This is a genomic window from Streptomyces sp. NPDC050997 (assembly GCF_040660135.1).
Taxonomy (GTDB): domain Bacteria; phylum Actinomycetota; class Actinomycetes; order Streptomycetales; family Streptomycetaceae; genus Streptomyces.
Window position 1 is genome coordinate 152,821 of sequence record NZ_JBFAGK010000004.1, and the last position, 26,186, is coordinate 179,006.

The 26,186-nt window shown below is 71.5% G+C and carries 24 protein-coding genes; 8 read left to right on the forward strand and 16 right to left on the reverse strand.

What is annotated here, in order from left to right; all coding sequences use genetic code 11:
* The first annotated feature begins 253 nt into the window (after positions 1-253).
* The 3 genes from ureG to AB0H86_RS10700 all read left to right on the forward strand — a co-directional run bounded on the left by ureG (position 254) and on the right by AB0H86_RS10700 (position 3,430).
* Positions 254-931 carry an urease accessory protein UreG gene (gene ureG, locus AB0H86_RS10690; RefSeq protein ID WP_362435663.1) on the forward strand — a complete coding sequence of 226 codons (678 nt, stop codon included), beginning with the start codon at positions 254-256 and terminating at the stop codon, positions 929-931.
* Positions 928-1,692, forward strand: a complete 765-nt coding sequence (locus AB0H86_RS10695) for an urease accessory protein UreD (protein WP_362436454.1) — start codon at positions 928-930, stop codon at positions 1,690-1,692. The genes ureG and AB0H86_RS10695 overlap by 4 nt, the downstream gene beginning before the upstream one ends.
* Before the next feature lie 133 nt (positions 1,693-1,825).
* Positions 1,826-3,430, forward strand: a complete 1,605-nt coding sequence (locus tag AB0H86_RS10700) for an alpha/beta hydrolase (protein ID WP_362435664.1) — start codon at positions 1,826-1,828, stop codon at positions 3,428-3,430.
* An 82-nt stretch (positions 3,431-3,512) separates the two neighbouring features.
* Here the strand turns inward: AB0H86_RS10700 and AB0H86_RS10705 are convergent, their stop codons facing one another.
* From AB0H86_RS10705 to AB0H86_RS10735, 7 genes are all read right to left on the reverse strand, one after another.
* Entirely contained in the window at positions 3,513-4,538 is a 1,026-nt protein-coding gene (locus AB0H86_RS10705; protein WP_362435665.1) for an NAD(P)-dependent oxidoreductase, read from the reverse strand.
* A 60-nt stretch (positions 4,539-4,598) separates the two neighbouring features.
* Positions 4,599-5,324 carry a lysophospholipid acyltransferase family protein gene (locus AB0H86_RS10710; protein ID WP_362435666.1) on the reverse strand — a complete coding sequence of 242 codons (726 nt, stop codon included), beginning with the start codon at positions 5,322-5,324 and terminating at the stop codon, positions 4,599-4,601.
* Positions 5,325-5,526: 202 nt separating this feature from the next.
* On the reverse strand, positions 5,527-6,756 hold the full coding sequence (locus AB0H86_RS10715) for a SpoIIE family protein phosphatase (RefSeq protein ID WP_362435667.1): 1,230 nt from the start codon (positions 6,754-6,756) through the stop codon (positions 5,527-5,529).
* Positions 6,757-6,814: 58 nt separating this feature from the next.
* Complete coding sequence (locus AB0H86_RS10720) at positions 6,815-9,271, reverse strand: SpoIIE family protein phosphatase (protein WP_362435668.1); 2,457 nt, start codon at positions 9,269-9,271, stop codon at positions 6,815-6,817.
* Positions 9,272-9,560: 289 nt separating this feature from the next.
* Positions 9,561-10,784 (reverse strand): ornithine--oxo-acid transaminase, encoded by a 1,224-nt coding sequence (rocD, locus tag AB0H86_RS10725; RefSeq protein ID WP_362435669.1) that lies wholly within the window; start codon positions 10,782-10,784, stop codon positions 9,561-9,563.
* Positions 10,781-11,602, reverse strand: a complete 822-nt coding sequence (ddaH, locus tag AB0H86_RS10730) for a dimethylargininase (protein WP_362435671.1) — start codon at positions 11,600-11,602, stop codon at positions 10,781-10,783. The genes rocD and ddaH overlap by 4 nt, the downstream gene beginning before the upstream one ends.
* A 124-nt stretch (positions 11,603-11,726) precedes the next feature.
* Positions 11,727-12,242: an Lrp/AsnC family transcriptional regulator gene (locus tag AB0H86_RS10735; protein WP_362435673.1), complete on the reverse strand. Its 516-nt coding sequence runs from the start codon at positions 12,240-12,242 to the stop codon at positions 11,727-11,729.
* A 101-nt stretch (positions 12,243-12,343) separates the two neighbouring features.
* Between AB0H86_RS10735 and AB0H86_RS10740 the strand changes: the two genes are divergently transcribed.
* Genes AB0H86_RS10740 through AB0H86_RS10755 form a run of 4 tightly spaced genes read left to right on the forward strand, consistent with a single transcriptional unit; the run spans position 12,344 to position 16,419 of the window.
* Entirely contained in the window at positions 12,344-13,093 is a 750-nt protein-coding gene (locus AB0H86_RS10740; RefSeq protein ID WP_362435675.1) for a LytTR family transcriptional regulator DNA-binding domain-containing protein, read from the forward strand.
* 2 nt (positions 13,094-13,095) lie between these two features.
* Entirely contained in the window at positions 13,096-13,455 is a 360-nt protein-coding gene (locus AB0H86_RS10745) for a hypothetical protein (RefSeq protein ID WP_362436456.1), read from the forward strand.
* Positions 13,456-13,466: 11 nt separating this feature from the next.
* Positions 13,467-15,179 (forward strand): cation acetate symporter, encoded by a 1,713-nt coding sequence (locus AB0H86_RS10750; protein ID WP_362435677.1) that lies wholly within the window; start codon positions 13,467-13,469, stop codon positions 15,177-15,179.
* Positions 15,180-15,207: 28 nt separating this feature from the next.
* The gene (locus AB0H86_RS10755; RefSeq protein WP_362435679.1) at positions 15,208-16,419 is read left to right on the forward strand and encodes a histidine kinase; all 1,212 of its coding nucleotides are present in this window, start codon (positions 15,208-15,210) and stop codon (positions 16,417-16,419) included.
* 3 nt (positions 16,420-16,422) lie between these two features.
* Here the strand turns inward: AB0H86_RS10755 and AB0H86_RS10760 are convergent, their stop codons facing one another.
* The 8 genes from AB0H86_RS10760 to AB0H86_RS10795 form a co-directional block, all read right to left on the reverse strand.
* On the reverse strand, positions 16,423-16,593 hold the full coding sequence (locus AB0H86_RS10760; RefSeq protein WP_362435681.1) for a hypothetical protein: 171 nt from the start codon (positions 16,591-16,593) through the stop codon (positions 16,423-16,425).
* A 13-nt stretch (positions 16,594-16,606) separates the two neighbouring features.
* A complete protein-coding gene (locus AB0H86_RS10765) occupies positions 16,607-18,580 on the reverse strand; it encodes a protein kinase (RefSeq protein WP_362435683.1) in 1,974 nt (657 codons plus the stop codon).
* 28 nt (positions 18,581-18,608) lie between these two features.
* The gene (locus AB0H86_RS10770; protein WP_362436458.1) at positions 18,609-19,976 is read right to left on the reverse strand and encodes a DUF6777 domain-containing protein; all 1,368 of its coding nucleotides are present in this window, start codon (positions 19,974-19,976) and stop codon (positions 18,609-18,611) included.
* A gap of 159 nt (positions 19,977-20,135) precedes the next feature.
* Positions 20,136-21,086, reverse strand: coding sequence for a cytochrome c oxidase assembly protein (locus AB0H86_RS10775; RefSeq protein ID WP_362435685.1), 951 nt, complete (start codon positions 21,084-21,086; stop codon positions 20,136-20,138).
* A 131-nt stretch (positions 21,087-21,217) separates the two neighbouring features.
* The gene (locus tag AB0H86_RS10780; protein ID WP_362435687.1) at positions 21,218-22,243 is read right to left on the reverse strand and encodes a 6-phosphofructokinase; all 1,026 of its coding nucleotides are present in this window, start codon (positions 22,241-22,243) and stop codon (positions 21,218-21,220) included.
* A 143-nt stretch (positions 22,244-22,386) separates the two neighbouring features.
* Positions 22,387-22,521 carry a hypothetical protein gene (locus AB0H86_RS10785; RefSeq protein WP_362435689.1) on the reverse strand — a complete coding sequence of 45 codons (135 nt, stop codon included), beginning with the start codon at positions 22,519-22,521 and terminating at the stop codon, positions 22,387-22,389.
* Positions 22,522-22,543: 22 nt separating this feature from the next.
* The gene (locus AB0H86_RS10790; RefSeq protein ID WP_362435691.1) at positions 22,544-23,272 is read right to left on the reverse strand and encodes a glutamine amidotransferase; all 729 of its coding nucleotides are present in this window, start codon (positions 23,270-23,272) and stop codon (positions 22,544-22,546) included.
* Between the two features lie 23 nt (positions 23,273-23,295).
* Positions 23,296-24,534, reverse strand: coding sequence for a MurT ligase domain-containing protein (locus AB0H86_RS10795; protein WP_362435693.1), 1,239 nt, complete (start codon positions 24,532-24,534; stop codon positions 23,296-23,298).
* Between the two features lie 146 nt (positions 24,535-24,680).
* Here AB0H86_RS10795 and def point away from each other — a divergent pair, with 146 nt between their 5' ends.
* A complete protein-coding gene (def, locus tag AB0H86_RS10800) occupies positions 24,681-25,235 on the forward strand; it encodes a peptide deformylase (RefSeq protein ID WP_362435695.1) in 555 nt (184 codons plus the stop codon).
* Between the two features lie 178 nt (positions 25,236-25,413).
* Here the strand turns inward: def and AB0H86_RS10805 are convergent, their stop codons facing one another.
* Positions 25,414-26,073, reverse strand: coding sequence for a TetR family transcriptional regulator (locus tag AB0H86_RS10805; protein WP_362435697.1), 660 nt, complete (start codon positions 26,071-26,073; stop codon positions 25,414-25,416).
* Positions 26,074-26,186: the final 113 nt, after the last annotated feature.

Below are 26,186 nucleotides of genomic sequence, written 5' to 3' on the forward strand. Positions count from 1 at the left end.
TGCACCCCGGGACTGCGTCCCTGCACCCCGGGACTGTGTCCCTGCACCCCGGGACTGTGTCCCTGCACCCCGGGACTGTGTCCCTGCACCCCGGGACTGTGTCCCTGCACCCCGGGGCTGTGTCCCTGCACCCCGGGGCTGTGTCCCTGCACCCCGGGACTGTGTCCCTGCACCCCTCCCCGGAGACTGCGCCCCGCACCCCGGGACTCCGCCCCGCCCCTCGAATCACCGACCAACTGCATAGGAGCCGCACATGCATCTCGACCACTCCCACGACGGCCCCGCCGCCGTCAGCGCCGACGCTCGGCGTCCCGATGGTTCTCGGCGTGCTCTGCGGATCGGGCTCGGGGGGCCCGTCGGTTCGGGTAAGACCGCTACTGTTGCCGCGCTCTGTCGGGTTCTGCGGGACGAGTTGTCGTTGGCTGTCGTGACCAATGACATCTACACGCGGGAGGACGCGGAGTTCCTGCTGCGGGAGGCCGTGTTGCCGCCCGAGCGGATCACTGCCGTGGAGACCGGGGCGTGTCCGCATACCGCGATCCGGGACGACATCTCCGCCAACCTGGAAGCGGTGGAGGACCTGGAGGACGAGGTCGGGCCGCTGGATCTGATCCTCGTCGAGTCCGGTGGGGACAACCTCACGGCGACCTTCTCCAAGGGGCTCGTCGACGCGCAGATCTTCGTCATCGACGTGGCCGGCGGAGACGACATCCCGCGCAAGGGCGGGCCCGGTGTCACCACCGCGGACCTGCTCGTCGTCAACAAGACCGACCTCGCGCCGTACGTCGGCTCCGACCTCGGGCGGATGGCGGCGGACGCCAAGGCACAGCGGGCCGAACTGCCGGTCGTGTTCCAGTCGCTCAGGAGCGAACCCGGTGTGACGGACGTCGCCGGCTGGGTGCGGGCGCGGCTCGCCGCGTGGACGGCATGACCGCGGGCGTGACCGGAGTGCGGGCCACCGCCCGGATGCTCGCGCGGGACGACGGCCGGGGCGGTACGTCCCTGCCGGTGCTGGAGGGCGACGGGCCGCTGGCCCTGCGGCGGACCCGGGGGAGCGGCGACGAAGCACGGGTCATGCTCGTCGGCGCGATGAGCGGGCCGCTCGGCGGCGACCACTTCACGGTGGAGGCCGGTGTCGAGACCGGGGCCCGGCTGCGGGTCGGCTCGGCCGCCGCCACCATCGCGCTGCCGGGGCAGGCGAAGGGTGAGGCCCGCTACGACGTCCGGCTCACCGTCGCCGACGGTGGTGAACTGCGCTGGCTGCCAGAGCAGTTGATCTGCGCGCGGGGCAGCGATCTGAGGGTCGTCACCCGCGTCGACCTCGGGGCGACGGCCCGGCTCGTCCTGCGCGAGGAGCAGGTGCTCGGGCGGACCGGAGAGGAGCCGGGGCGGCTCGGCAGCCGGCTGGTCCTGCGCGTCGCGGGCCGGACTGTGCTCGACCAGGAGTTGGCCTGTGGCCCCGGGGCCCCGGGTGGCTGGGACGGGCCCGCCGTTCTCGCCGGTCACCGGGCCGTCGGCCAGCTCGTCGTCGTACGGCCGGAGTTCGCGAGTGAGCCGGTCCCCGCGCGGGTACTGGGGGACGGTGCCGCGGTCCTGCCGCTCGCCGGGCCCGCCGCCCTGGTGACCGCCGTGGCGCCGGACGCGCTGCGGCTACGGCGGCTGTTGGACGAAGCCATGACAAATCTGGGTTAGGACAGAAAGTCCGCCGAGCGAACGGCACGCTCCGCTTATCGGATTGGCAAAGAAGGCCGACCACCCCTGTTCCCAGGCGACTCACAGCCGAGAAGATCCCCGTACTCATCAACAACGTACGGGGAGGGCCCCCTTGAGGGACAAGAGAGTGACGCGGCGCACGGCGGCGTTCGGTTCAGCCGGAGTGCTCGTCACGGCGACGCTGATAGCCGGCGCCGTGGCCGCGCCCACGGCGAGCGCCAACGCGGACTCCCGCCACGGCGGTCAGGACCGTGAGGCCCGCGGCGCCGCGATCGCCGCCGCCAAGGCCGAGAAGACCGGTATCGACTGGCAGGACTGCCCGGCCGACTGGGGCCTGGAGAAGCCCATCCAGTGCGGCTATGTCACCGTGCCGCTCGACTACGCCAAGCCGTACGGCAAGCAGATCAAGCTCGCCGTCGACCGCATCGGCAACACCGGCACCACAAAGGAGCGTCAGGGCGCGCTCATCTACAACCCCGGCGGACCGGGCGGTTCCGGTATGCGCTTCCCGCGCCGGGTCACCACCAAGGCCCCCGTGTGGGCCAACACGGCCAAGGCGTACGACTTCGTGGGCTTCGACCCGCGCGGTGTCGGCCACTCCGCGCCCATCTCCTGCGTAGACCCGCAGGAGTTCGTGAAGGCGCCCAAGCTGGACCCGGTGCCGGACTCCGAGGCCGACAAGGCCGCCCAGCGCAAGCTCGCCCGCGAGTACGCAGAGGGCTGCTACGAGCGCAGCGGCGAGATGCTGCCGCACATGACCACCCCGAACACCGCGCGCGACCTGGACGTGATCCGCGCCGCGCTCGGCGAGAAGAAGCTCAACTACCTGGGCGTCTCCTACGGCACCTACCTCGGCGCGGTCTACGGCACGCTGTTCCCGGGCCATGTCCGCCGGATGGTCGTCGACAGCGTCGTCAACCCGTCCCGCGACAAGATCTGGTACGAGGCAAACCTCGACCAGGACGTCGCCTTCGAGGGCCGCTGGAAGGACTGGGAGGACTGGGTCGCCGCCAACGACGCCGCCTTCCACCTCGGCGGCACCCGGGCCGAAGTCCAGGCGAAGTGGGTGGAGTTGCGGGCCGCTGCGAAGAAGAGCCCCATCGGCGGGGTCGTCGGCCCGGCCGAACTGCTCGGCCTCTTCCAGGGCGCCCCGTACTACGACTCCTCGTGGGTACCGGTCGCCACGGTCTTCAGCAAGTACTTCGCCGGGGACACCCAGGCGCTCGTCGACGCGGCCGCCCCGGACCTGTCGGACACCGCGGGCAACATCGCCTCGGAGAACGGCAACGCCGTCTACACGGCCGTCGAGTGCACCGACGCCAAGTGGCCCACCAGTTGGAAGAAGTGGGACCGGGACAACACCCGGCTGCACCAGGACCACCCCTTCCTGACCTGGTCCAACGCCTGGATGAACCTGCCCTGCGCGACCTGGCCGGTCAAGCAGCAGACCCCGGTGAACGTGAAGACCGGCAAGGGGCTGCCGGGCGTGCTGATCGTGCAGTCCGAGCGTGACGCCGCCACGCCGTACGACGGCGCCGTCGAACTGCACAAGCGCTTCAAGGGCTCCCGCCTGATCACCGAGAAGAACGCGGGCTCCCACGGCGTGACCAGCCTGGTCAACCCGTGTATCAACCCGCGGGTGGACACCTACCTGCTCACCGGCAAGCTGGACCGCGCCGACGTCACCTGCGCACCGCACGAGACGCCGAAGCCGTAGGCAGACGGGCAGGCAGACAGACAGGGGGAGGGGCGGCCGTCGACCGACGGCCGCCCCTCCGTCACGCGTGACGCGTCAGGCGTCACGCGTCGAGGAACGCGTCCTCCGCCGCGTAGTCGAAGAGGTCGCCGTACGCCCGGAACATCTTCGGGTACGCCTCCCGCCAGTCCCGTCCGGCCAGGTGCCGTTCGATCCAGGCGACGGTGTCCGGCAGCGTCTCGGCGTACCGGGCGACCGGACGGTAGCCCAACTCCCGTTCGGCGGCGGTCATGTCGCAGACCACGGGCACCGGCACCGACCACGGGGTGTCCCCCACGGTGGGCGCGGGCGGCGGGCCGTCCACCAGGACGCTCTCCCGTTCGACGCCCATGACCGTGTCGATCGCGCGGGCGATCTCCGCCACCGTCGGCGCGTCCGGGTCCACGGCGTTGAGGACCCGGGCGCCCGGTCGTGCGGCGGCCAGCCGGATCAGCTCGGCGAGGTTGTGGACGCTCGCCGGATGGAACCGGCTCTCGCCGCCGTACGAGAGGACCCGCCGGGGCCGGCCGTCCAGGTTGCGCTTGACGAAGTAGAGCTCGCGCGGGGTCATGCAGTGCGGTCCGTGGATCGCGCCGGCCCGCAGCAGCGTGGTGGGCAACTCGGAGCCGACAGCGAGGAGTTCACGTTCCAGCCCGGCCTTGCGGGTGCTGTACGAGGCGTCACTCGGCCGGACGGTCCGCTGGTCCTCCGTGATCGGCAGCGGGTACTCGGGAAAGCCGCCCGGCTCGCCCTGGGTGTCGAAGTTGCGGCCCTTGTCGTCCTCGTACACCGAGACGCTGGAGATCACCACGGCCGAGCCCACCCGGTCGGCCAGCGAGGTCAACTGCCGTGCGTGCCCGGGCCCGTAGGCCACCATGTCGACCAGTACGTCGCAGCCGTCGCCGACCGCCCCGGCCAGGGCCGCCTCGTCCTCGCGGTCGGCCCGTGCGACCCGCACGTCCTCGGGCCAGCCCTCGTCCCGTCCGCCGCCCCGCGAGAGGGCCGTCACCTCCCAGTCGTCCCGGGCCAGCGCGCCCACGGCCACCCGTCCGATCTGTCCCGTCGCTCCGATCACCACAGCACGTCGCATGCCCTGACCGTACGGTTCGAGCGGCCCTCGTCCCAGGGATCTCTGCCGACAGCGAAGAGATCAACTCAGCGGCAGTTTGCGGAACCTGCGCTCCTTGTCGGAGCGCGCGGCGGTGTCCTCCGCCTTCGCCGCGGCCGCGTACTTGTCGACGTACTCCTGGTCGGACAGCGTCAGGATCGCGTACATGATCTCGTCGGTGATCGCGCGCAGGACGGCCTTCTCGTTCTCCATTCCGGCGTAGCGGGAGAAGTCGAGGGGCTTGCCGAAGCGGATCACCACGGGGTGCAGGTTCGGGACGACCTTGCCGGGCGGCTGGGCCTCGAAAGTGCCGATCATCGCGCACGGGATCACCGGGACCTCGGCCCGGAGCGCCATCACCGCGACGCCGACCTTGCCCTTGTAGAGCCGCCCGTCATGGGAGCGCGTGCCCTCGGGATAGATGCCGAGCAACTCGTCCTTGCTCAGCACGCCGAGCCCCTCGCGGATGGCGGCCTGGCCCGCCTCCTTGCCCGAGCGGTCCACCGGGATCTGCCCCGCGCTGCGGAAGAACGCCGCGGTCAGACGGCCCTTCACACCGGGGCCGGTGAAGTACTCCGCCTTGGCGAGGAAGGTGATGCGCCGCTTCAGAACGGCGGGCATCAGGAAATGGTCCGAGAAGGAGAGATGGTTGCCCGCGATGATCGCGGCACCCGTGTCCGGTACGTGTTCGAGGCCCTCTATTCGGGGCCGGAAGACGAGTCTCAGCAGGGGGCCCAACAACACGTACTTGAGCACGTAGTAGAACAACGGGTCGCTCCTCACTCCGGCGGGTGGGCCGGGCCGCCGTGTTCCAGCAGGTCAACCGGCGTGCTGTGGGGGTGCCAAGTGTAGAGGCAGGAGGGGAGCGGCGAAACCGGGCCCGATCGGCCACCCCGGCCCGGACAAGGGCCTGTTGAGGCTTGCCCATAAGACCCGCCGGGCGTCGCCGTCCGGCCCCGGGATTCTGCTATCACAGCCGTACGACGATGAGCGCCGTGTCGTCGGTTGCACCTCCCGGGGGCAGCAGTTCCAGCAGGACGGCGTCCGCGAGAGCCTCGGGGTCCGCCTCGCGATGCCGGGTGAGCGAGGCGGCGAGCCGGGCGAGGCCCGTGTCGATGTCCTCATGGCGGCGCTCGATCAGGCCGTCGGTGTAGAGCACGAGGGTGGCGCCGTCGGTGAACGTCGTGTCGGCCTGGGGTCTCGGGACCGGGTCGGGACGCGCGTCGAGCGGCGGGTCGGTGGCCCGGTCGAGGAACTCCGTCCGGCCGTCGGGATGCACCAGCACCGGTGGCGGATGGCCGGCGCTGCTGTAGGCGATGGTGTGCTGGTCGAAGTCGATGAACGTGGTGACGGCGGTGGCCGACTCGGCACCGTCGACCACATGGGCGTAGCGCCCCAGCACGTCCAGTGCCTCGGCCGGGCCGTCGGCCACCCGGGAGGTGGCGCTGAGGGCGCTGCGCAGCTGGCCCATGACGCCGGCGGCCGCCAGTCCGTGGCCGACCACGTCGCCCACGGACACCCCGAGCCGACGGCCGCCCACCAGGTCGACCAGGTCGTACCAGTCGCCGCACACGTTCAGCGCGCCGACCGCGGGCCGGTAGCGCACCGCGGCCAGGTGGTGGCTCACCTGCCGGCCGGCGGGCAGCATCGCCTCCTGCAGGGCCAGCGCCACCTCGCGCTCACGGGCGTGTGCGCGCCGCAGCCGCTCGTTGAGCTGCTGGAGCTCACGGGCGCGGGTGTACAGCTCGGTCTCCAGTACCCGGGCCCTGCCGGGGTGCCGGCCGCCGCGGGCCCGGATCAGCTCGGTGACCTCCTCGACCCGGTGCACCAGCAGCACCACCTCGCCGTCCTCGCCGAAAACCGGCGCGTTGCACGGACTCCAGTACCGCTCCTGCCAGTGCCCGGGCCGCTCCGGGTCCTCGAGGTCGTAGCGCTGAAGTGCCATCGCGTCGCGCTCGCCGGTGGCCAGCACGCGCCGCAGGGAGGCCTGCAGATTGCGCATACCCGTCGCCGCGGGGTCGTTGGGGTTGTCCGGGAAGACCTCGAACAGGTGGTGTCCGATCAACTGTTCGCGCGCGCGGCCGGCCGTGCGCAGGAACTCCTCGTTGACGTCCGCGTACACGAGGTCAGGCGTGAGCAGGGCCACCATTCCGGGCAGGGCCTGGAACGCCGCCGCGTAGTCGACCGCCGTATCGTTCATGGCTCCCGCTCTCGCCACCGGGATCATTACAGTTTCCCACGATATGTGCTGTTCTACGTCATACGGGCGGCTCCGTCAGGGACTGCTCCGCCCAGATGATCTTCCCCTCGGGGGTGAAGCGGGTTCCCCACCGCTGGGTGAACTGGGAGACCAGCAGCAGCCCGCGCCCGCCCTCGTCCGTGGTGCGCGGATGACGCAGATGCGGCGCGGTGGCGCCGCCGTCGAACACCTCGCAGATCAGCGCCCGCTCCTTGATCAGACGCAGCCGGATGGGGCCGGTGCCGTACCGGATGGCGTTGGTGACCAGTTCGCTGACGACCAGCTCCGTGGTGAAGGCCAGCTCCTCCAGGTTCCACTCGGTGAGCTGCCGGGCGGCCGACTTGCGGGCCTCCGCGACGACGGCCGGGTCACCGGTCAGGTCCCAGTCCGCGACCTGGTCGGCACCGAGGAGCCGGGTCCGCGCCATCAGCAGGGCCACGTCGTCGTGCGGATGCTCCGGCACCAGCGCGTCGACCACGCTCCGGCAGCGCACGTCCAGCGAGGGCGCCTCCCGCTCCAGGACCCGCCGCAGCCGGTCCCGGTCCGTTTCCGGGGTCAACTGTGGCCCACGGGCCAGCAGACCGTCGGTGTGCAGGGCCAGCGTGCTGCCCTCCACCAGCGCCAGCTCGACCGCCTCGAAGGGCGGCCCGCCCGCGCCGAGCGGCGGCCCCTGCGGAAGATCGACGAACATCACGCTGCCGTCGGGCAGCACGACGGCGGGCGCGGGATGGCCCGCGGCGGCCATCGAGCAACTCCCGTCGACGGGGTCGTAGACGACGTAGACACACCCGGATCCCACGGCCTGGGTGCTGTCGGCGCCGACCGGATCCGACTCGACGCCCTCCTCGCGGGCGGCCCGCGCCACCAGGTCGTCCAGGTGGGCGAGCACCTCCTCGGGCGGCAGCTCCAGCGCCGCGAGGGTCCGTACGGCGGTCCGCAGGCGCCCCATCGCGGCAGCGGCGCCGATGCCGTGCCCGGGCACCTCGCCCACCACGAGGGCGACCCGCGCGCCGGACAGCGGGATCAGGTCGTACCAGTCGCCGCCCAGGCCGGTCAGCTCGTCGGCCGGGCGGTAGCAGGCGGCCACGTCCACCGCGCACTGTTCGGGCAGCCGGTGCGGCAGCAGGTTGCGCTGCAGGATCAGGGCGGCATCCCGTTCGCGGGTGTAGCGGCGGGCGTTGTCCACGCATACGGCCGCCCGTGAGACGAGATCCTCGGCCAGGTGCAGGTCGTCCTCGTCGAAGGGCTCCTGGTCGCGCCGCCTGAAGAACGTGGTGACCCCCAGGGTGACGCCCCGCGCCCGGACCGGCACCACCAGAAGGCTGTGCGGGCCCAGCCCCGGAAGAGTTGCCTCGGGACCACTGGGGGAGTCGGTGTCCCATTCCGGGTCGAGCGGGTCGGGCCGCTCCTGGCGCCAGGACCGGCCTGTGGCCATACAGCGGATCGGTGGCGACCCCGGCGGGTGGACGATGTCCTCGCCGATACCGACGGTCCAGGCGGGGTCGGCGTCCGCCGACTGCCGTCCGGCCCGTCGCAGCCGCACCGGAGCGCCCCCGTCCACCGGCCCGGGGTCCGGTTCCGCGCCTCGCAGCACCGACTCCAGCAGGTCCACGACGACGAGGTCGGCGAACGCCGGGACCGCCACGTCGGCCAGCTCCTGCGCGGTCCGCACGATGTCCAGACCGCGGCCGATCCGCTCACCGGCCCGGTCCAGGAGGGCCAGCCGCTGCCGGGCGCGGTGGTGAGCGGTGATGTCCACGACGGTGTAGTAGACGCCCATCGGGTGACCCCGCTCGTCGTCGAGCCGGGTGAACGACAGCACCTGCGCGGTCTCCCGGTGCGGTGAGGACCGCAGGTTGCCGATCTGCTCGTACCCGACGACCGACTCCCCGGTCGCCAGGACGTGTCGCATGTGCGCCTCGGCCTCGTCGGCGTCCACGCCCGGCTGTACGTCCCCCAGCCGCAGCCCCAGCCGCTGCCCGGGCGGGCCGCCACCGAACTGTGCCATCGCGTCGTTCGACCAGACGAACCGCAGGTCCGTGTCGACGATGGCGATCCCGATGGGCGAGCGGGCGGCCATCTGCTCCAGCACGGTGCGGTGCATGTCCCAGCCGGAGGCCTCGGCCAGTTCGGACAGCAGCATCAGCCACCGCGAGGGTCCGTGGGCCTCCTCGGTGGAGGCGACCCGCGCCATGACCCTGACCGGCCGTCCGTCGGCGTGCCGGACCACCAGCAGCCCCGCCCAGCCGCCGTCCCGGTGCCACCGCTCGACCAGGCCCGGCACCCGCCCGGCGTCCTCGGCGGACACCAGCTCGGCCAGGCTCGTGCCCACCACCTCGGCGGCGGGGTGGTCCAGCAGCCGCTCCGCCTCCGTGCTCCAGCTCGTCACCACCCCCGCCGCGTCGAGCAGCACGGGTGCGGCATCCGCCACGTCGAACCGCCGACGGGCGACGTCACGCTCCTCGTCTGTGCCCACGGCCGACCTCTCTGTCGCTGAGAGTGGTCTACCACTACTTGACTCAATCCTGCCCCTTTAGGAGGGAATCGCGCGGTCGACCGGCGTCCGCTCGGACGGATCGAAGAAACCGACAACGGTTGTCTGTCGAAGTCCGGGGCAGCCCCGAAGGGGCGCACCGGAAGGGGCGCGGGGAACTGCGCCACAAGCTACAGCGCACCCGCACCCCTGAACCGGCGGTCGAGCCGGAACTCTTAGTACTGGGCGCCCGCCCCCGTACGCCATCACCGCGCCGGGCGCCCCGCCCGGGTCACCCCCGGGTCAGTACCCTCTTCAGCGCCCCCAGCGCCATGGCGAGCTCCTCGCCGGTGATCGTCAGGGGTGGGGCCAGGCGGATGGTCGAGCCGTGGGTGTCCTTGACCAGGACGCCCTCGCGGAGCAGACGCTCGCTGATCTCACGGCCGGTGCCCACGGCCGGGTCCACGTCGACGCCCGCCCACAGTCCGCGCGCGCGGAAGCCGACGACGCCCTTGCCGACCAGTCCCGTGAGCCCGTCGCGGAGCACCGTGCCCAGGTCGGCGGCATGGCGCTGGAACTCGCCCGTCTCCAGCAACTCGATCACCGCCGTGCCGACAGCGGCCGAGAGCGGGTTGCCGCCGAACGTCGACCCGTGCTCGCCCGGCCGCAGTACACCGAGCACGTCCCTGCGGGCGACGACCGCGGACACCGGGACGATGCCGCCGCCCAGCGCCTTGCCCAGCAGCAGCACGTCCGGCACCACACCCTCGTGCTCCACGGCGAGCGTGCGGCCCGTGCGGCCGAGCCCCGACTGGATCTCGTCGGCGACGAGGAGACAGCCCCGGCGGCGGGTCAGCTCACGTACGCCGGTCAGATAGCCCTCGTCCGGGATGACCACGCCGGCCTCGCCCTGGATGGGCTCGATCAGCACCGCCGCCGTCGTCTCGTCGACCGCCGCCTCCAGCGCGGCCAGATCGTTGTACGGCACCACACGGAAACCCGGTGTGAAGGGGCCGAAGCCCGCCCGGGCCGTCTCGTCCGTGGAGAACGACACGATCGTCGTCGTACGGCCGTGGAAGTTGTCCGCCGCCACCACGATCGTGGCCCGGTCCGCCGGGACGCCCTTCACCTCGTACGCCCACTTGCGGGCCACCTTGATCGCGCTCTCCACCGCCTCGGCGCCGGTGTTCATGGGCAGCACCATGTCGAGGCCGGTCAACTCCGCCAGCCGCTCGGCGAATTCGGCGAGCCGGTCGTTGTGGAAGGCGCGCGAGGTGAGCGTCAGCCGGTCCAGCTGGCGGTGCGCCGCCTCGATCAGGGCGGGGTGCCGGTGACCGAAGTTGAGGGCCGAGTAGCCGGCCAGCAGGTCGAGGTAGCGGCGGCCCTCCACGTCCTCCACCCAGGTGCCCTCCGCGCGGGCGACGACCACGGGAAGCGGATGGTAGTTGTGCGCCAGCACCGGCTCCTCGGCGATGATCAGATCGGCGGACGAACGCGTGCGGACGGGAGCGGTCATGAGCGGATCTCCTGAGTGCAGCACTTGATGCCACCGCCGGCCTTCTGGAACTCCGAGAGGTCGACGGGGACGGGGACATAGCCGCGGTCGGCGAGGCGGGTGGCCAGCGCCTCGGCCCGGGGTGCGATGAAGACGTTCCGGCCGTCGGAGACGGAGTTCAGTCCGAACGTCATCGCGTCGTCGCGGGTGGCGAGCACCGCGTCCGGATACAGCCGCGCGAGGACCGCGCGGCTGCCGTGGGAGAAGGCCTCCGGGTAGTACACGATGTTTCCGTCGTGCCCGCCGTCCAGGACGAACAGGGCCGTGTCGAGGTGGTAGAAGTACGGGTCCACCAGCGTCAGGCTGATCACCGGGTGGCCGAAGAACTCCTGCACCTCGCGGTGCGCCTCGCGGGTCGTGCGGAAGCCGGTGCCGGCCAGCAGGTAGCGGCCCGTCCACACCAGGTCCCCCTCGCCCTCGCAGACGGACTCGGGGCGGTGGACGTCGTAGCCCGCCGCCTTGAACCAGGTGTCGTAGTGCGTGGACTCGGGACGGCGCTCGGGCGCGTGGAAGAGCGAGCCGAAGACCCGGCCGCCGACCACGACCGCCGAGTTGGCGGCGAAGACCATGTCCGGGAGACCCGGGACCGGCTCCAGGGTGTCGACCTCATGGCCGTGGGCCCGGTAGGCGCGGATCAGTTCCTGCCACTGCTCGTGGGCCAGATCGGCGTCGACTCGGTTGTCGGGATGCATCCAGGGGTTGATCGCGTACTGCACGGCGAAGTGTCTGGGTTCGCAGACGAGGAAGCGCCGTCGGCGCGGCACACGGGTATCGGTCACAGAGGGGTTCCTCCGCTTCCTGCGGTGTCGACTGAGGGTTGACACCAAGGTAGGAAGAGGTGGATACACCCGACAAGAAACAAAAATTGCGTGTCTGCGCAGGATCGCTGCGTCTTCAGCCGGTTCAACGCATGTTTGCTGCGTCCCCCGGCGTTTCCTCCGGAACGGGCTGGCTGGCACCCGCCTCCGGGCTCTCCGGGAGGAGGTGGGACAGCACCATCACACTGATCGTCTTCCGGATGAACGGCTCCGTCCGGATCCGCTCCAGCACCTCCTCGAAATGGTCCACGTCCCGCGCCCGCACATGCAACAGCGCGTCCGCCCCGCCCGTCACCGTCATGGCCGCGGTGATCTCCGGATGGTGGCGGACCATTTCCGCGAGCCGCCGGGGCGGGGCCGCGCCCTCGCAGTACACCTCGACGTAGGCCTCCGTGAGCCAGCCCAGCGCCGACGGCCGCACCGTCGCCGTGAACCCGGTGATCACACCGGTGTCGCGCAGCCGGTCCACCCGCCGCTTCACCGCCGTCGCGGACAGCCCGACCACCGCGCCGATCTCGGCGAAACTGGTCCTGGCGTTCGCCATCAGCGCGGTGACGATCTTCCGGTCGAGCTCGTCGAACGGTGTGAGCCTGCTGTTCATGCGGGCACTGTATCCAGCACCCCAAGGGCACCCCGCCCAGCGCGCACGTGCACACCCCGGCACATGTCCAGTCGTACGAATTGCTCCTAGACTCCACCTTCATGCTGCGCGCCCTGGCTGTCGACGACGAACGCCCCTCACTGGAGGAGCTGCTCTATCTCCTGAACGCCGACCCCCGCATCGGCAGTGCGGAGGGCGCGGGTGACGCGACCGAGGCGCTGCGCCGGATCAACCGGGCGCTGGAGTCCGGGCCGCACGGGCCGGAGGCCATCGACGTGGTCTTCCTCGACATCAACATGCCCGGCCTCGACGGCCTGGACCTCGCCCGCCTGCTGACCGGGTTCGCCGAACCGCCGCTGGTCGTGTTCGTCACCGCGCACGAGGACTTCGCCGTCCAGGCCTTCGACCTCAAGGCCGTCGACTACGTCCTCAAACCCGTCCGCAAGGAACGTCTCGCGGAGGCCGTCCGCCGGGCCGCCGAGCGCAGCGACCTGGGCCCCCGCATCCCCGTGCACGAACCCGACCCGGACCACATACCCGTCGAGCTCGGCGGTGTGACCCGCTTCGTCTCCGTCGACGACATCACGCACGTCGAGGCGCAGGGCGACTACGCCCGGCTGCACACCGACAAGGGCAGCCATCTCGTACGGATCCCGCTGTCGACCCTGGAGGAACGCTGGCGCTTCCGAGGCTTCGTCCGCATCCACCGCCGCCACCTGGTCGCCCTGCGCCACATCGGCGAACTCCGCCTGGACGCGGGCACGGTGAGCGTCCGGGTCGGCTCCGAGGAGCTCCAGGTCAGCCGTCGCCACACCCGTGAGCTGCGGGACCTGCTGATGAGGAGGCCGTGACGGTGCCCCAGAACCCCACCGAACGCCGAGTCGTCGTCACCGGCCCACCCCGGCGCGAACGCCGCGTCCTGGGCTACTACCGCCCGCGCACCGAGATCGACGAACAGACCACCCTCGGCCACACCTACGTCCGCTCCCTGATGCGCAGCCAACTGCGCGCCGCCCTCACCGTGTTCGCGGTCCTCGGCCTCCTGGTGGGCCCGCTGCCCCTGCTCTTCGCGGCGATGCCGGACGCCCGCCGCCTGGAATGGGCCGTCCTCGGCTTCGGCCTCTACATCCCCCTGGTGCTGCTCGCCCGCTGGTACGTGCGGCGCGCCGAACGCAACGAACGGGACTTCGTGCGCCTCGTCGAAGACCGCTGAACCGACCGCGGATGAACTCGAACTACGCCGTCCCCGCCGTCGCCCTCGTCGTCGTCGCGACCGTCCTCGTCGGCGCCTTCGGCCTGCGCATCTCCCGCACCACCTCCGACTTCTACGTCGCCTCCCGCACCGTCGGTCCCCGACTGAACGCGGCCGCCATCAGCGGCGAGTACCTCTCCGCCGCCTCCTTCCTCGGTATCGCCGGACTGGTCCTGGTCCAGGGCCCGGACATGCTCTGGTACCCCGTCGGCTACACCGCCGGCTATCTGGTCCTGCTCCTGTTCGTCGCCGCCCCGCTGCGCCGCTCCGGCGCCTACACGCTGCCCGACTTCGCCGAGGCCAGGCTCGCCTCCCAGGCCGTACGGCGGCTGGCGGGCGCCTTCGTCGTCGGGGTCGGCTGGCTGTACCTGCTGCCTCAACTCCAGGGCGCCGGACTGACGTTGACCGTGCTGACCGGGGCGCCCGAATGGTCCGGCGGAGTGATTGTCGCGGTCGTCGTGGTGGCCACCGTCGCCGCCGGCGGCATGCGCAGCATCACCTTCGTGCAGGCCTTCCAGTACTGGCTCAAGCTCACCGCCCTGCTGGTCCCCGCCCTCTTCCTGCTGCTCGCCTGGCAGGGCGACGGAGCACCCCGGCACGCCTTCGAGGAACCGGTGACCCTCCGTGAGCAGCGGGTCGTCCGTGTCGACGACAGCCTCGACCTCAAGCTCGAGGGGCCCCTGACCGTCACGGTCACCGGCACCGTCGACGGCCGCCCGCACGACCGGCAGCGGCTGCGGCTCCCGGCCGGCACCCATCACATCGAGCAGGGCACCCGGCTCACCTTCGCCAAGGGCGCCACCGTCCCGGCCGCCGACCGCGGCACCAACGGCGGCATGTCGACCTCCCTGGCCGCGAGCCGCGAGGAACGCCCGCTGTACGCCACGTACGGACTGATCCTCGCCACCTTCCTCGGCACCATGGGCCTGCCGCACGTCGTCGTCCGCTTCTACACCAGCCCGCACGGCGTCGCCGCCCGGCGCACCACGGTGGCCGTGCTCGGACTCATCGGCGTCTTCTACCTCCTGCCGCCGGTCTACGGCGCCCTCGGCAGGCTCTACACCCCCGAACTCACCCTCACCGGCAACGCGGACGCCGCCGTCCTGCTGCTGCCCGACCGCATGATCGGCGGCCTCGGCGGCGACCTCCTCGGCGCGCTGGTGGCGGGCGGCGCCTTCGCCGCGTTCCTGTCCACGGCCTCCGGGCTGACCATGGCCGTCGCGGGCGTCCTCACCCAGGACGTCCTGCCCTCGCGCGGCGTACGGCACTTCCGGCTCGGCACGGTCCTCGCCATGGCCGTACCGCTCGCCGCGAGCGTCCTGGTCGGCGGACTGCCCGTCGCGGACGCGGTGGGCCTGGCCTTCGCCGTGTCCGCCTCGTCGTTCTGCCCGCTCCTCGTCCTCGGCATCTGGTGGCGCAGGCTGACCCCGCCGGGCGCCGCCGCCGGGATGCTGGTCGGCGGCGGCTCCGCGTTCGTCGCCGTGGCCGCGACCATGGCGGGCTTCCCGCGCACCGGCCCGCTGCACGCCCTGCTCGCCTGGCCCGCGCTGTGGTCGGTGCCGCTGGGCTTCCTCACCATGGTGCTGGTGTCCCTGGCGACGGCGGGACGGGTACCGGCGGGCACGGCGGCGATCCTGGCGCGCTTCCATCTGCCGGAGGAACTGCGGGCGGAGGTGAAGGCATGAGCGTGCCTCACCCGGTGACGGTGACGACATGAGCGGCTTCCTCGCCGGGCTGTGCGTGGCGATCCTGCCCCTGCTCGCCGCCGGTTTCTGGCTCGGCAGGCGCACCGCGCGCCCGCAGAACCTCGGCGGACTCGGCACCCCCGTCGAGCACGCCACCTTCGAGACCCTGCACACCGCCTCCCTCGCCGCGCCGCCGCTGCGGGCCGGCCTGACCGAGGAGACCGCCCGCAAGTCGGCCCGCCGGCTGCGCACCCTGCTCGGCACGGACGCGCTGTGTCTGACCGACCACCAGGAGGTCCTGGTCTGGGACGGCGTGGGCGGCCACCACCGCTCCGAGATCATGGAACGGCTGGCGGGCCCCCTGGAGACCGGCCGCGGAGAGGCGTTCCGGCTCGGATGCGACACCCCCGACTGCCCGGTGCGCTGGGCGGTCGTCGCCCCCCTCACCGTCGACGACCGCGTCCACGGCGCCCTGGTCGCCTGCGCGCCCCGCGAGTCCGCCGTCCTGGTCAGGGCCGCCGGAGAGGTCGCCCGCTGGGTCTCCGTACAGCTGGAACTCGCCGACCTCGACCAGTCCCGCACCCGCCTCATCGAGGCCGAGATCAGGGCCCTGCGCGCCCAGATATCCCCGCACTTCATCTTCAACTCGCTCGCGGTGATCGCCTCGTTCGTGCGCACCGACCCCGAGCGGGCCCGCGAACTGCTCCTGGAGTTCGCCGACTTCACCCGCTACTCGTTCCGCAGACACGGCGACTTCACCACCCTGGCCGACGAACTGCACGCCATCGACCACTACTTGGCGCTCGTACGGGCACGCTTCGGCGACCGCCTCTCGGTGACCCTGCAGATCGCCCCGGAGGTGCTGCCGGTCGCCCTGCCGTTCCTGTGCCTCCAGCCCCTCGTCGAGAACGCCGTCAAGCACGGCCTGGAGGGCAAGGCGGCGTCCGGCAAGAGCCACATCAGCATCACCGCACAGGACTCCGGCGCCGAGGCCCTGGTCGTCATCGAGGACGACGGCGCCGGAATGGACCCCGCCCTGCTGCGCCGCATCCTCGCGGGCGAGATCAGCCCGTCCGGCGGCATCGGCCTGTCCAACGTGGACGACCGGCTCCGCCAGGTCTACGGCGACGCCTACGGCCTGGTCATCGAGACCGCCGTGGGAGCGGGCATGAAGATCACCGCCCGGTTGCCGAAGTACCAGCCGGGGGTGCACTCCGCGAGCCGCCTCAGCGACGGCTGACGGTCAGGTGCTGCGGGTGGCCACCATCCCGAGGGTGATCAGCCCCAGCACGACCCAGCCGAACCACAGCCAGCCGTTACTGCCGAGAGCCACCGTGTAGGCGGTCACCGCGACGAGTCCGCCTACGGTGAGCACCCCCATCGTTCTGGTCGAGCCGTCCGGGGAACCGGGCATCGCAACACCCTCCTCATGGTTCGTCTGACTCCATGGTGCCCCCGTTCTGCCTCCGGACGGTGCACACGACGAAATGTGTGCCGTTCTTCCAGGGCCCCTCGCTGGTCCAGGAGCCCGCCGTATAGGCCGACGGGTCGAATCCGTAGTCGCCCGGCGGCACCTCCCGCCCGCACGCCACGTCCGACTCGGTGCGCGCCTCGGGGAGCGTGACCTCGGCGCCGAGCCGGGTGAACCCGAGCACCTCCTCGTCGTGCGGTCCGCCGCAGGCCACCAGCCTGGCGTCCCGGTTGGAGCGGACGTCCAGACAGTCCCGCTTCTGCATGGTCGCCGTGTCCGCGAACGCCGAGCCGGGCCCGCGGTGGCCGCCCAGCGGCCCGTACACCGGCCCGTGCGCGCCCAGCACCAGACAGGCGCTGCGCCGCCCGGCGGCCCGGAAACCGTCCTGCGACGGCACGACGGCGAGACTGCGCACATCGGCGAGCTTGTCCCGGATCTCCCGCGTCCGCTCCTCGCACCGGGCCGGCCCCAGCCGCCGCGCCTCGTCCGCCGACGCGGCCGCCACAAGGGCCAGCACCTGCCCGTCCGGTGCCGCCGTGGTCCCGCAGGTGGTGTCCAGGGTCAGCCGGGGCACACCGTGGAAACGGGCGCCCGCCCACTGGGCGAGGACACAGTCGCCCTCGCGCAACGGCTGGGCCAGCCCGACGGTCTCGCCGTACGGCGGCCCGGTCCCGGTCTCGGAACCGCCGCCCGATCGGTCGGCCATGGCGTACCAGACACCGCCCAGCGCGAGCGCCAGCCCCAGTCCGCAGGCGAGGGCGGCCCGCAGGCCGTGCGAGCGCTCACGCCGCCGCCGGCCGGGTTCGGCGGTGGGCAGCACCGACGGCCCGAACCCGTCCGCGTCCGCCCCGTACCCCTGCGAGCCCACGCTCCTCGACGACCGGTATCCCCGCGAACCCGCGGCCGACCCGTGCTCAAGCGATCCGACGGGCGGCGGCCCGTGTCCCAGCGACCCCGCGGGCTGAGACCCGTACCCCTGCGGATCCGTCGGCGGCGCGGGTACGCCCGCCCACGGCGGCTGCGACCCCAGGTCGGTCTGGGTGCGGGCGTACGCCTCCGCCTGCGGGGTGACGATCCGCGACAGCGCCGCCTCGGTCTCCGGCGCCGTCAGCCGCCGGTCCGGGTCCTTCGCGAGCAGGGCCCGCAGCACGGGCGCCAGCGCCCCGGCCCGCACGGCCGGCCGTGGCTCCTCCATGACCACCGCGGTGATCTCGGCGAGATGCGACTCACGCTCGAAGGGCCCCTCGCCCTCCACGGCGTGGTAGAGCGTGCAGCCCAGCGAGAACAGGTCGGCGGCCGGGGTGGGCGCCTCGCCCGTGGCCCGCTCGGGCGCCAGATAGCCGGCCGTGCCCACGAGGACGGACGCCAGCGTGTACCGCGTCTCACCGGCGTCCGGCTGCACGGAGATGCCGTAGTCCATGAGCAGGACACGTCCGTACGGAGCCCCCGTGCGATCCGGCGCCAGCAGGATGTTCGCCGGTTTCACGTCCCGGTGCAGCACGCCCCGTTCGTGCCCCGCGGTCAGCGCGTCGAGCACGGCCAGGCCGATCCGGGCGCACTCGGCGGGGGCGAGCGGCCCCCGCGTCCCGACCAGGTCCCGCAGGTCGACGGCGCCCGCCACGTACTCCATGACGATCCACGGCAGCCCGTCGTGCTCCAGTACGTCGTGCACGGTCACCACGTGCGGATGGCCGCGCAGCCCGGCCGCGTACCGAGCCTCGGCGCGGGCCCGCGCCACCCGCGCCTCCCGCTCGTGACGCGCCTCGGCCGGGTCGCGGAACACGATCTCCTTGAGCGCGACCTCGCAGGCGAGTCTCTGGTCGTGGGCGAGCCACACATGGCCCATACCGCCACTGCCGAGCCGGTTCAGCAGCACATAGCGGCCGGCGATGACCCGGCCCACTCCCGACGTCGATGATCCTTGGGGCATCCGGTGACTCCCGGGTTCTACGGAGGCGCTACAGAAACGCGCCGACGGTCGGCTCGCCGCTCGCCGGTTCACTGCCGGCGGGTTCACTGGTGACGGGGGCGCTCGTCGGGGGCGGGGCACTGGTGGTGACCGGGGTGCCGGGCGGGGGCGGATCACTGGGCGGGCGCGCGCTCGTCACCTGCGGCGGCGAACTGGCCGGAGGAACGGACGCGGGCGGCGCGTCGGCCGGGGGCGAGGCGGCGGCGGGCTCGGAGGCGGGCGGCGGGTCCGGGGACGGGGGCCTGGAGCCGGGCGGCGGGTCGGACGCCGGGGGCTGCGAGCCGGGCGAGGTACCGGGCATACCAGGTGTACCGGACGTACCGGACGAGGGGGGCTTTGGTCCATCGCTGGACGGCGGTGGTGTGCTCGTCGCACCTGAGGACCCGGACGACGGGGGAGTGGTCGTCCCACCGGTCGTCCCACCAGACGTGCCCTCGGACGGGCCCACGGAGGGGCCCTTGGAGGATTTCTCCGGGGGGACCCCGGACGTGCCCTCCTGCCCGCGTCCGGACTCACCCCCGGCCACGCTCAGCGTCACGTACTCCCCGAACCGCAGCTCGGTCCCCGCGGGCGGATCCGTGGCCGTGACCCTGGCCGCGTCCGGCGGCACCTGCCCGTCATAGCCGGCCGCCAGCCCCGCGTCGGCCAGCCGTCGGCTCGCCTGCCCGAACGTCGTCCCGGCGAGGTTCGGCACCGCGCGCCGCTTCCGGGTGTCGAAGGCGGAGTCGTCCTCGCCCGTCGTGCCGACCGGCCGGTTGATGCCCCGCTCGGGTGTGTGGACGTCGACGAGGGCGATCCGGTCCAGTGTCCGGGAGGCGGGCCGTACGGCCACCACCGACGAACGCTCGTATCCCCGCCACTTCTTGTTGCCGTCCTCGAACCTGACGGAGATCCGGCTCGTGTCGCCCTGGAAAGGACGTAGTGGATTTCCGCACGAGCACTTCGCGGCGGGAAGCCCACGCGGATCGACCAGAATCGCGATTCCCGCCTGGAGCAGGGAGTCGTAGGGGACGGCCTTTCCCTTTTTGTAGTCGTGGTTCTTCACAAGAGTGTCGTGACGCAACAGAACGGGTGTGAGTCGTTCCAGATAATCCGGGATCTCTTCCCTGGCTATCCCCAGCGCCCTTGCCCACGCCTGGGCCTTCCGCTCGTTCGCGGGATCCGTGAGGAACTGTTCGAGCCGTTCGACATCACAGAGCGTCGGCTGTTTCGAGCCCCCGTACAGTCCCGGTGTGTCGCCCTGCTGCAACCCGCCGTGTGCGGGACGCGACCGGACCTGGGCGTCCTGGCCGAGCCCGCTGTGCTCGTCGAAGAACGGCGCCAGGGAGGGCACTCCCACGGCGACCGCCTTCACCACCGACAAGGACGTGTCTCTGTCGCATCCGCTCAGTACGAGAACGAGAACCAGTAGACACGCAATCCTTTTCGCGAGCCTTTGCATCAATGCGCGAAGTGTCATCACCGCTCCCCCCGGCGGTTCCCCCATCGCGCTTCATGCTACTGAATGAGCGGCCCTTCAACGCCCGCGTGCGTTCAATGAGGCCAAATAGGCGTTGTATGCCTCGAGTTCCTTGTCGCCGTCCCGGTCGGCGGCCCGGTCCTGGCGCTTGGCCTGCCGCTGCTCGGATCCGTACCACTGGAACAGCAGTGCGATCAGCACCAGTACAGACGGAATCTCACTGAACGCCCACGCGATTCCGCCGGCCGCGTTCTGGTCCGACAGGGCGTCGATACCGAGCGAGGCGGGCGGGTTCTCGAACGTCTTGACCATCGGCGTGGACGCCATCATGAGCGCGATGCCGAAGAAGGCGTGGAAGGGCATGCCGGCGAACAGCTCCAGCATCCGCATCAGATAGCCGGGGCGGTTCGGGCCCGGGTCCACTCCGATGATCGGCCAGAAGAAGACCACGCCGACGGCGAGGAAGTGCACCATCATCGCGATGTGCCCGGTCCTGGACCCCATCAGGAAGTCGAATATCGGGGTGAAGTACAGCGCGTACAGGCTCGCGATGAACAGCGGGATGGTGAACGCGGGGTGCGTGATGATCCGCATGTAACGGCTGTGCAGGAACATCAGCAGCAGTTCGCGCGGGCCCTTGCGGCCGCGCCCCGCCGGCGGCATCGCGCGCAGCGCCAGCGTGATCGGGGCGCCGAGCAGGATCAGGATCGGCGACAGCATGCTGATCACCATGTGCTGCACCATGTGCACGCTGAACATGACCATGCCGTAGTCGTTCAGCCCGGTGCACATCACGAGCGCGATGGTCAGCACGCCGGCGACATACGCGACCGTCCGCCCCACCGGCCACGCGTCCCCACGCCGCCGCAGCCGCACGACCCCCCACCCGTACAGACCGAGGCCCACCAGGCAGGCCACCAGGAAGAACGGGTCAGCCGACCACTGAAGACCCCGCCCCAGCGTGAACGGCGGCAGATCCATGATCATGCCGTGCCCGCTGTGATCCATTTCCGCCGGCTCCTGATTCGTGGGGGTTGCACGGTTTCTGTCCGCCCCAAGACTAGAACCGCCCCCGGCCACTGATGTGACCGGGGGCAGGACAACGACTCGACCGAACGCGCCGAGCTCTCATCGGCACGTCAGAGCACGCACTCCGCTTCCGCGTACCGCTCCGCCGGAACCGTCTTCAACGTCTCCACCGCCTTCGCCAGCGGCACCATCACGATGTCCGTCCCCTGCAGGGCCGTCATCTTCCCGAACTCCCCCCGGTGCACGGCCTCCACCGCATGCCACCCGAACCGGGTCGCCAGCACCCGGTCGTACGCGGTGGGCGTGCCACCCCGCTGCACATGCCCGAGGATCACCGGTCGCGCTTCCTTGCCCAGCCGCTGCTCCAGCTCGATCGACAGCTGCCGGGCGATCCCCGCGAACCGCTCGTGCCCGTAGATGTCCTTGCCGCCCTCGTCGAAGGTCATGGTGCCCGGCGCCGGCTTGGCTCCCTCCGCCGCGACCACGATCGCGAACCGCTTGCCCGCCTCGAACCGCTCGCCGACCCGGCGGGCCAACTCCTCGATGTCGAAGGGCCGTTCCGGTACGACGATGGCGTGGGCGCCGGCCGCCATACCGGACGTCAGCGCTATCCAGCCGGTGTGCCGGCCCATGACCTCGACGACCAGGACACGCTGGTGGGACTCGGCGGTGGTCTTGAGCCGGTCGAGGGCGTCCGTCGCGACGCCCACGGCCGTGTCGAAGCCGAAGGTGACGTCGGTGACAGCGATGTCGTTGTCGATCGTCTTCGGCACGCCCACGATGGGCAGACCGCCGTCCGACATCAGCCGGGCCGCCTTGAGCGTGCCCTCGCCCCCGATCGGGATGACCGCGTCGAGCCCGAGCTCCTCCAGATGGCCCCGGGCCCGCTCCACGCCGTCCCGCAGATGCGAGGGCTGGACCCGGGAGGAGCCGAGGATCGTGCCGCCGCGAGCCAGGATTCCGCTCACCGCGTCGAGGTCGAGTTTGAGGTAGTCGCACTCCAGGAGGCCCTTCCAGCCGTCCCGGAAACCGATGACCTCGTCGCCGTGGTCGGCGACGGCACGGTGCACGACGGACCGAATGACCGCGTTCAGACCGGGGCAATCGCCGCCGGACGTCAGGACACCAATGCGCATAGCCCGAAATACCTTCTCCACGTGGGCCGGGTCCGGACCACGTCGTCCGGCTGGATTTCCGGCCACCTTATCGGCGTCTGGGGGTGGCTCCGTAGCAGGCGTCCGCCTGATGGACGCGGCCGCACAGGTGAGCGGACGAGGCGTCAGGCGGGCTCGATCTCGATGAAGACGATGCCGGACGGCACCAGCGGCCGCCTGGACTTCCCCTGGAACGCACGACGGGCGCGCCCGAGGTCTCCCTCGTACGCGCCCGTGGCGAAACCGACCGAAGTCCTCACGTGGGCCGCCGCGCGGCTGTCCTCACGCGGGCTGCTGAGCGGAGGCGATGCGCTCGTTGCGCAGCGCCTCGTACCACCGGTCGTCGGTCGGCGGCAGCGCGTTCACGTCGAGCGCCAGCTTCAGCAGCAGGTCGGCGATCAGCGGGTTGCGCGCCAGCACGGGACCGTGCATGTAGGTACCGAAGACCGTGTCGTTGTACGCCCCCTCCGTGCCGTCACCGGTGCCGTTGCCGTTGCCCATACGGACCTGGGCGAGCGGGCGGGCGGTGGGGCCGAGGTGGGTGACGCCCTGATGGTTCTCGAAGCCGGTCAGCGGCGGCAGGCCCAGCCGGGCGTCGATGTCGCCCAGCACGTCACCGACGCACCTCTCGCCCTCGCCGCGCACCGACACCACGTCGAGCAGACCGAGGCCCGGCTCGCGCTGGCCGAGGTCGTTGATGAACTCCTGGCCGAGGATCTGGTAGCCGGCGCACACCGAGAACACGATGGCGCCGTTCTCCACCGCCCGTTGCAGACCGCCGTCCCGGCGCAGCCGCTCGGACGCGAGCCGCTGCGGCCGGTCCTCGCCGCCGCCGATCAGGTAGATGTCGCCGGAGGTCGGGATCGGCTGGTCGCTGCGCACGTCGAGGCGGGCCACGTCGAGGCCGCGCTGCCGGGCCCGGCGCTCCACCACGAGGACGTTGCCCTGGTCGCCGTAGGTGCTGAGCAGGTCAGGATAGATCCAGACGACCCGCAGTTGGTTGTCGCTCACAAAAGTCCCCTGAAGTCCGGTGCTCAGTTGCCGACGCGGCGGCGCAGGTCCTGGAAGGCGGTGTAGTTGGCGATGACCTCGATGCGGCCCGGTGGGCTCAGCTGCACCGCCTGGTCGAGGTTCTCGCAGACCTGGAAGTGCTGGTTGGCCACCTCCAGACGCACCGCGAGGTCCAGCTTCCGTTCACCGACCACGCAGATGGGGTGGCCGGTCAGACGCGTGTAGTCGACGTCCCACAGCCAGGAGGTGTCCGTGCCGTCGGCGCCGCGCGCGTTCACCGAGAGGATCACCGGGGTCGGCGGCGGATCGATCAGGCTGAACGTTTCGAGCCAGCCGGCCGGGTTCTTCGCGAGCAGGAGTCTGAGGTCGCGCTCCATGAACTGGACCACGTCGTACCGTCCGGCCACCGCCTGTACCTGGTACATGCGCTCCAGGGCGACCTGCGGCGGCACCCCGAAGACGGCGGCGACGGCGGCCGAGGAGGCGGCGTTGGCCTTGTTGGCGCGGCCCGGCAGCTGGAGGTGGATCGGCCAGGCGGACCCGTGCGGATCGAGGACATGGTCTCCGGACAGGGCCCAGCTGGGCGTCGGCCGGCGGAATCCGCACTCGCCGCAGAACCAGTCGTCGCCCGGCCGCTGCATCACGCCACCGCAGGCCGGGCAGGACCAGGCGTCGTCCTTCCACATCTGTCCGGCGGCGACCCAGATCACGTTGGGGGAGGAGGACGCGGCCCACACCACCAGCGGGTCGTCCGCGTTGGCCACGATCACGGCCTTGGAACCGGCCAGGCCCTCCCGCCAGTTCTCGGCGAGCATGCGGGTCTCGGCGGCGCGGTCGAGCTGGTCGCGCGAGAGGTTGAGCAGCGCGATGCACTTGGGGTCGGTGTCCCGCGCGACCCCGGCCAGGTACTTCTCGTCGACCTCGATGACGCCGTAGCGCGCGTCCGAGCTGCCCGCCAGCGCCGAGGTGATGCCGGCCGGCATGTTGGCGCCGAGCGCGTTCGAGACGACCGGGCCCGCGGCCCGCAACGCCTCGGCGATCAGCCGGGTCGTCGTGGTCTTGCCGTTGGTCGCCGACACCAGCACGACGTCCAGGTGCTGGGCGAGCCGGGCGAGAAGGTCGGGGTCGAGTTTGAGTGCCACCCGGCCGCCGATCACGGAACCGCTGCCGCGCCCTGCGGCGCGCGATGCCGCCGCGACCGCCTTGCCCGCGGTCACGGCGATCTTGGCCCGCGGCGAAAGCGGGTCCGAGTTGCCTGCCATCAGTTCTCGATCCTCCTTGCGTACGCGCCGCGCTCCTGCCTCCGGCAACGTGGTGTGGACCTCAGCCTATCGAGATCCATTCACACTCCCGAATCGCGGCGCCCGTACGACATTCGCGTGACAGTGAGGACCGTACCCTTGCCGCCATGCGAAACGGCTCCATCCCGGGCGCCCGAGGGCGCGTGAGGCCCCTCGCCCTGCTCGGCGATCCTGCACTCCACACCCCCTGCGCGGAGGTCACCGACTTCGGCCCCGAACTCGCTCTTCTCGTCGAGGACTTGTTCGCGACCATGTACGCCGCCCAGGGCGTGGGCCTCGCCGCCAACCAGATCGGCGAGCCGCTACGGGTGTTCGTCTACGACTGCCCGGACGACGAGGAGGTCCGCCACCTGGGCCACGTGGTGAATCCGCGCCTGGTGGAAGCGGACGGGCTGGTGCTGCGGGGCCCCGAGGGCTGCCTGTCCCTCCCAGGGCTGGAGGCGGGCCTGGAACGCTACGACCACGCGGTGATCGAGGGTTTCACGGTGACGGGCGAGCCACTGACGATCCACGGCACGGGCTTCTTCGCGAGATGCCTGCAGCACGAGTGCGACCACCTGGAAGGCCAGGTCTACGCGGACCGCGTGAAGGGCTGGCGCCGCACCAGACTGCGGCGACAAGCAAGGCGAGCCTCTTGGCACAGGGGGACTGATCCCACCTAGGGGCGCGGGGAACTGCGCGACCACCCCCGACATCCCGCAGCCGCCCACGCACGAGTGCGACCACCCGGACGGCAAGGTCTGTGCGGACCGCGTGAAGGCTGGCGGCGCGGCAGACTCACCCAGGGGCGCGGGGAACTGCGCGACCAGCCCCCGTGAACCCGCGGCCGCCCCACAACCTTCAGAACCCCGGGCCGCCGATCTTGTCCCCCGCCGCGGCCAGCCGCCCCCACAGCAGATCCGCCAGACTCCGCACCAACTCGGCTCGCGAGCACGGTCGTTCTCCGAGCCACCAGTCACCGGCCGCGTGCATCATCCCGACGATCCCGTGGCCCCACACCCGGGCCAACTGCTGCCCCCCGGGCCCGAGATCCAGCCGATCCTCGATGACCTGGGCCAACTCCTCGCCCATCCGCCGCAACAGCGGAATGGAATGCTTGCCGACATCGAACCCCGGCTCCCCGGCGTGTCCCCCGTCGGCCTGGCCGCCGTCCGCCGGATGCATCAGGAACCGGTACACCTGGGGCCGGGCCTCGATCGCCGCGAGATAGGTGTCCAACGTGGCCTCGACCCGCTCCCGCCGCTCCGCGGGAGCGTCGAGCGCCGCCCGCAGCGAATTGAGCAGGGCGTCGGTGTGCCGCTTGGCCAACGCGGCGTAAAGTCCGCCCTTGTCGCCGAAGTGGCGGTAGAGAATCGGCTTCGTGATGCCGGCTTCCGCGGCGATCGCGTTCATCGATGCATGAGGGCCGTCGCGCAGCACCACCCTGTCCGCGGCCTCCAACAGCTCGCGCCGGCGGCGGTCGGCGGACCGTTGCTGATCGGTCCGCTGCGTGGTGTCCATGTTGCTCTCCCCACCCGTGCTGATTAGGTAACGCCTGCGCAAACTAACACCAAGCATGCACCGCACATCGAACGGGCGGCCGGGCGGTCATCAGGAGTTGACTTTTCCTACCC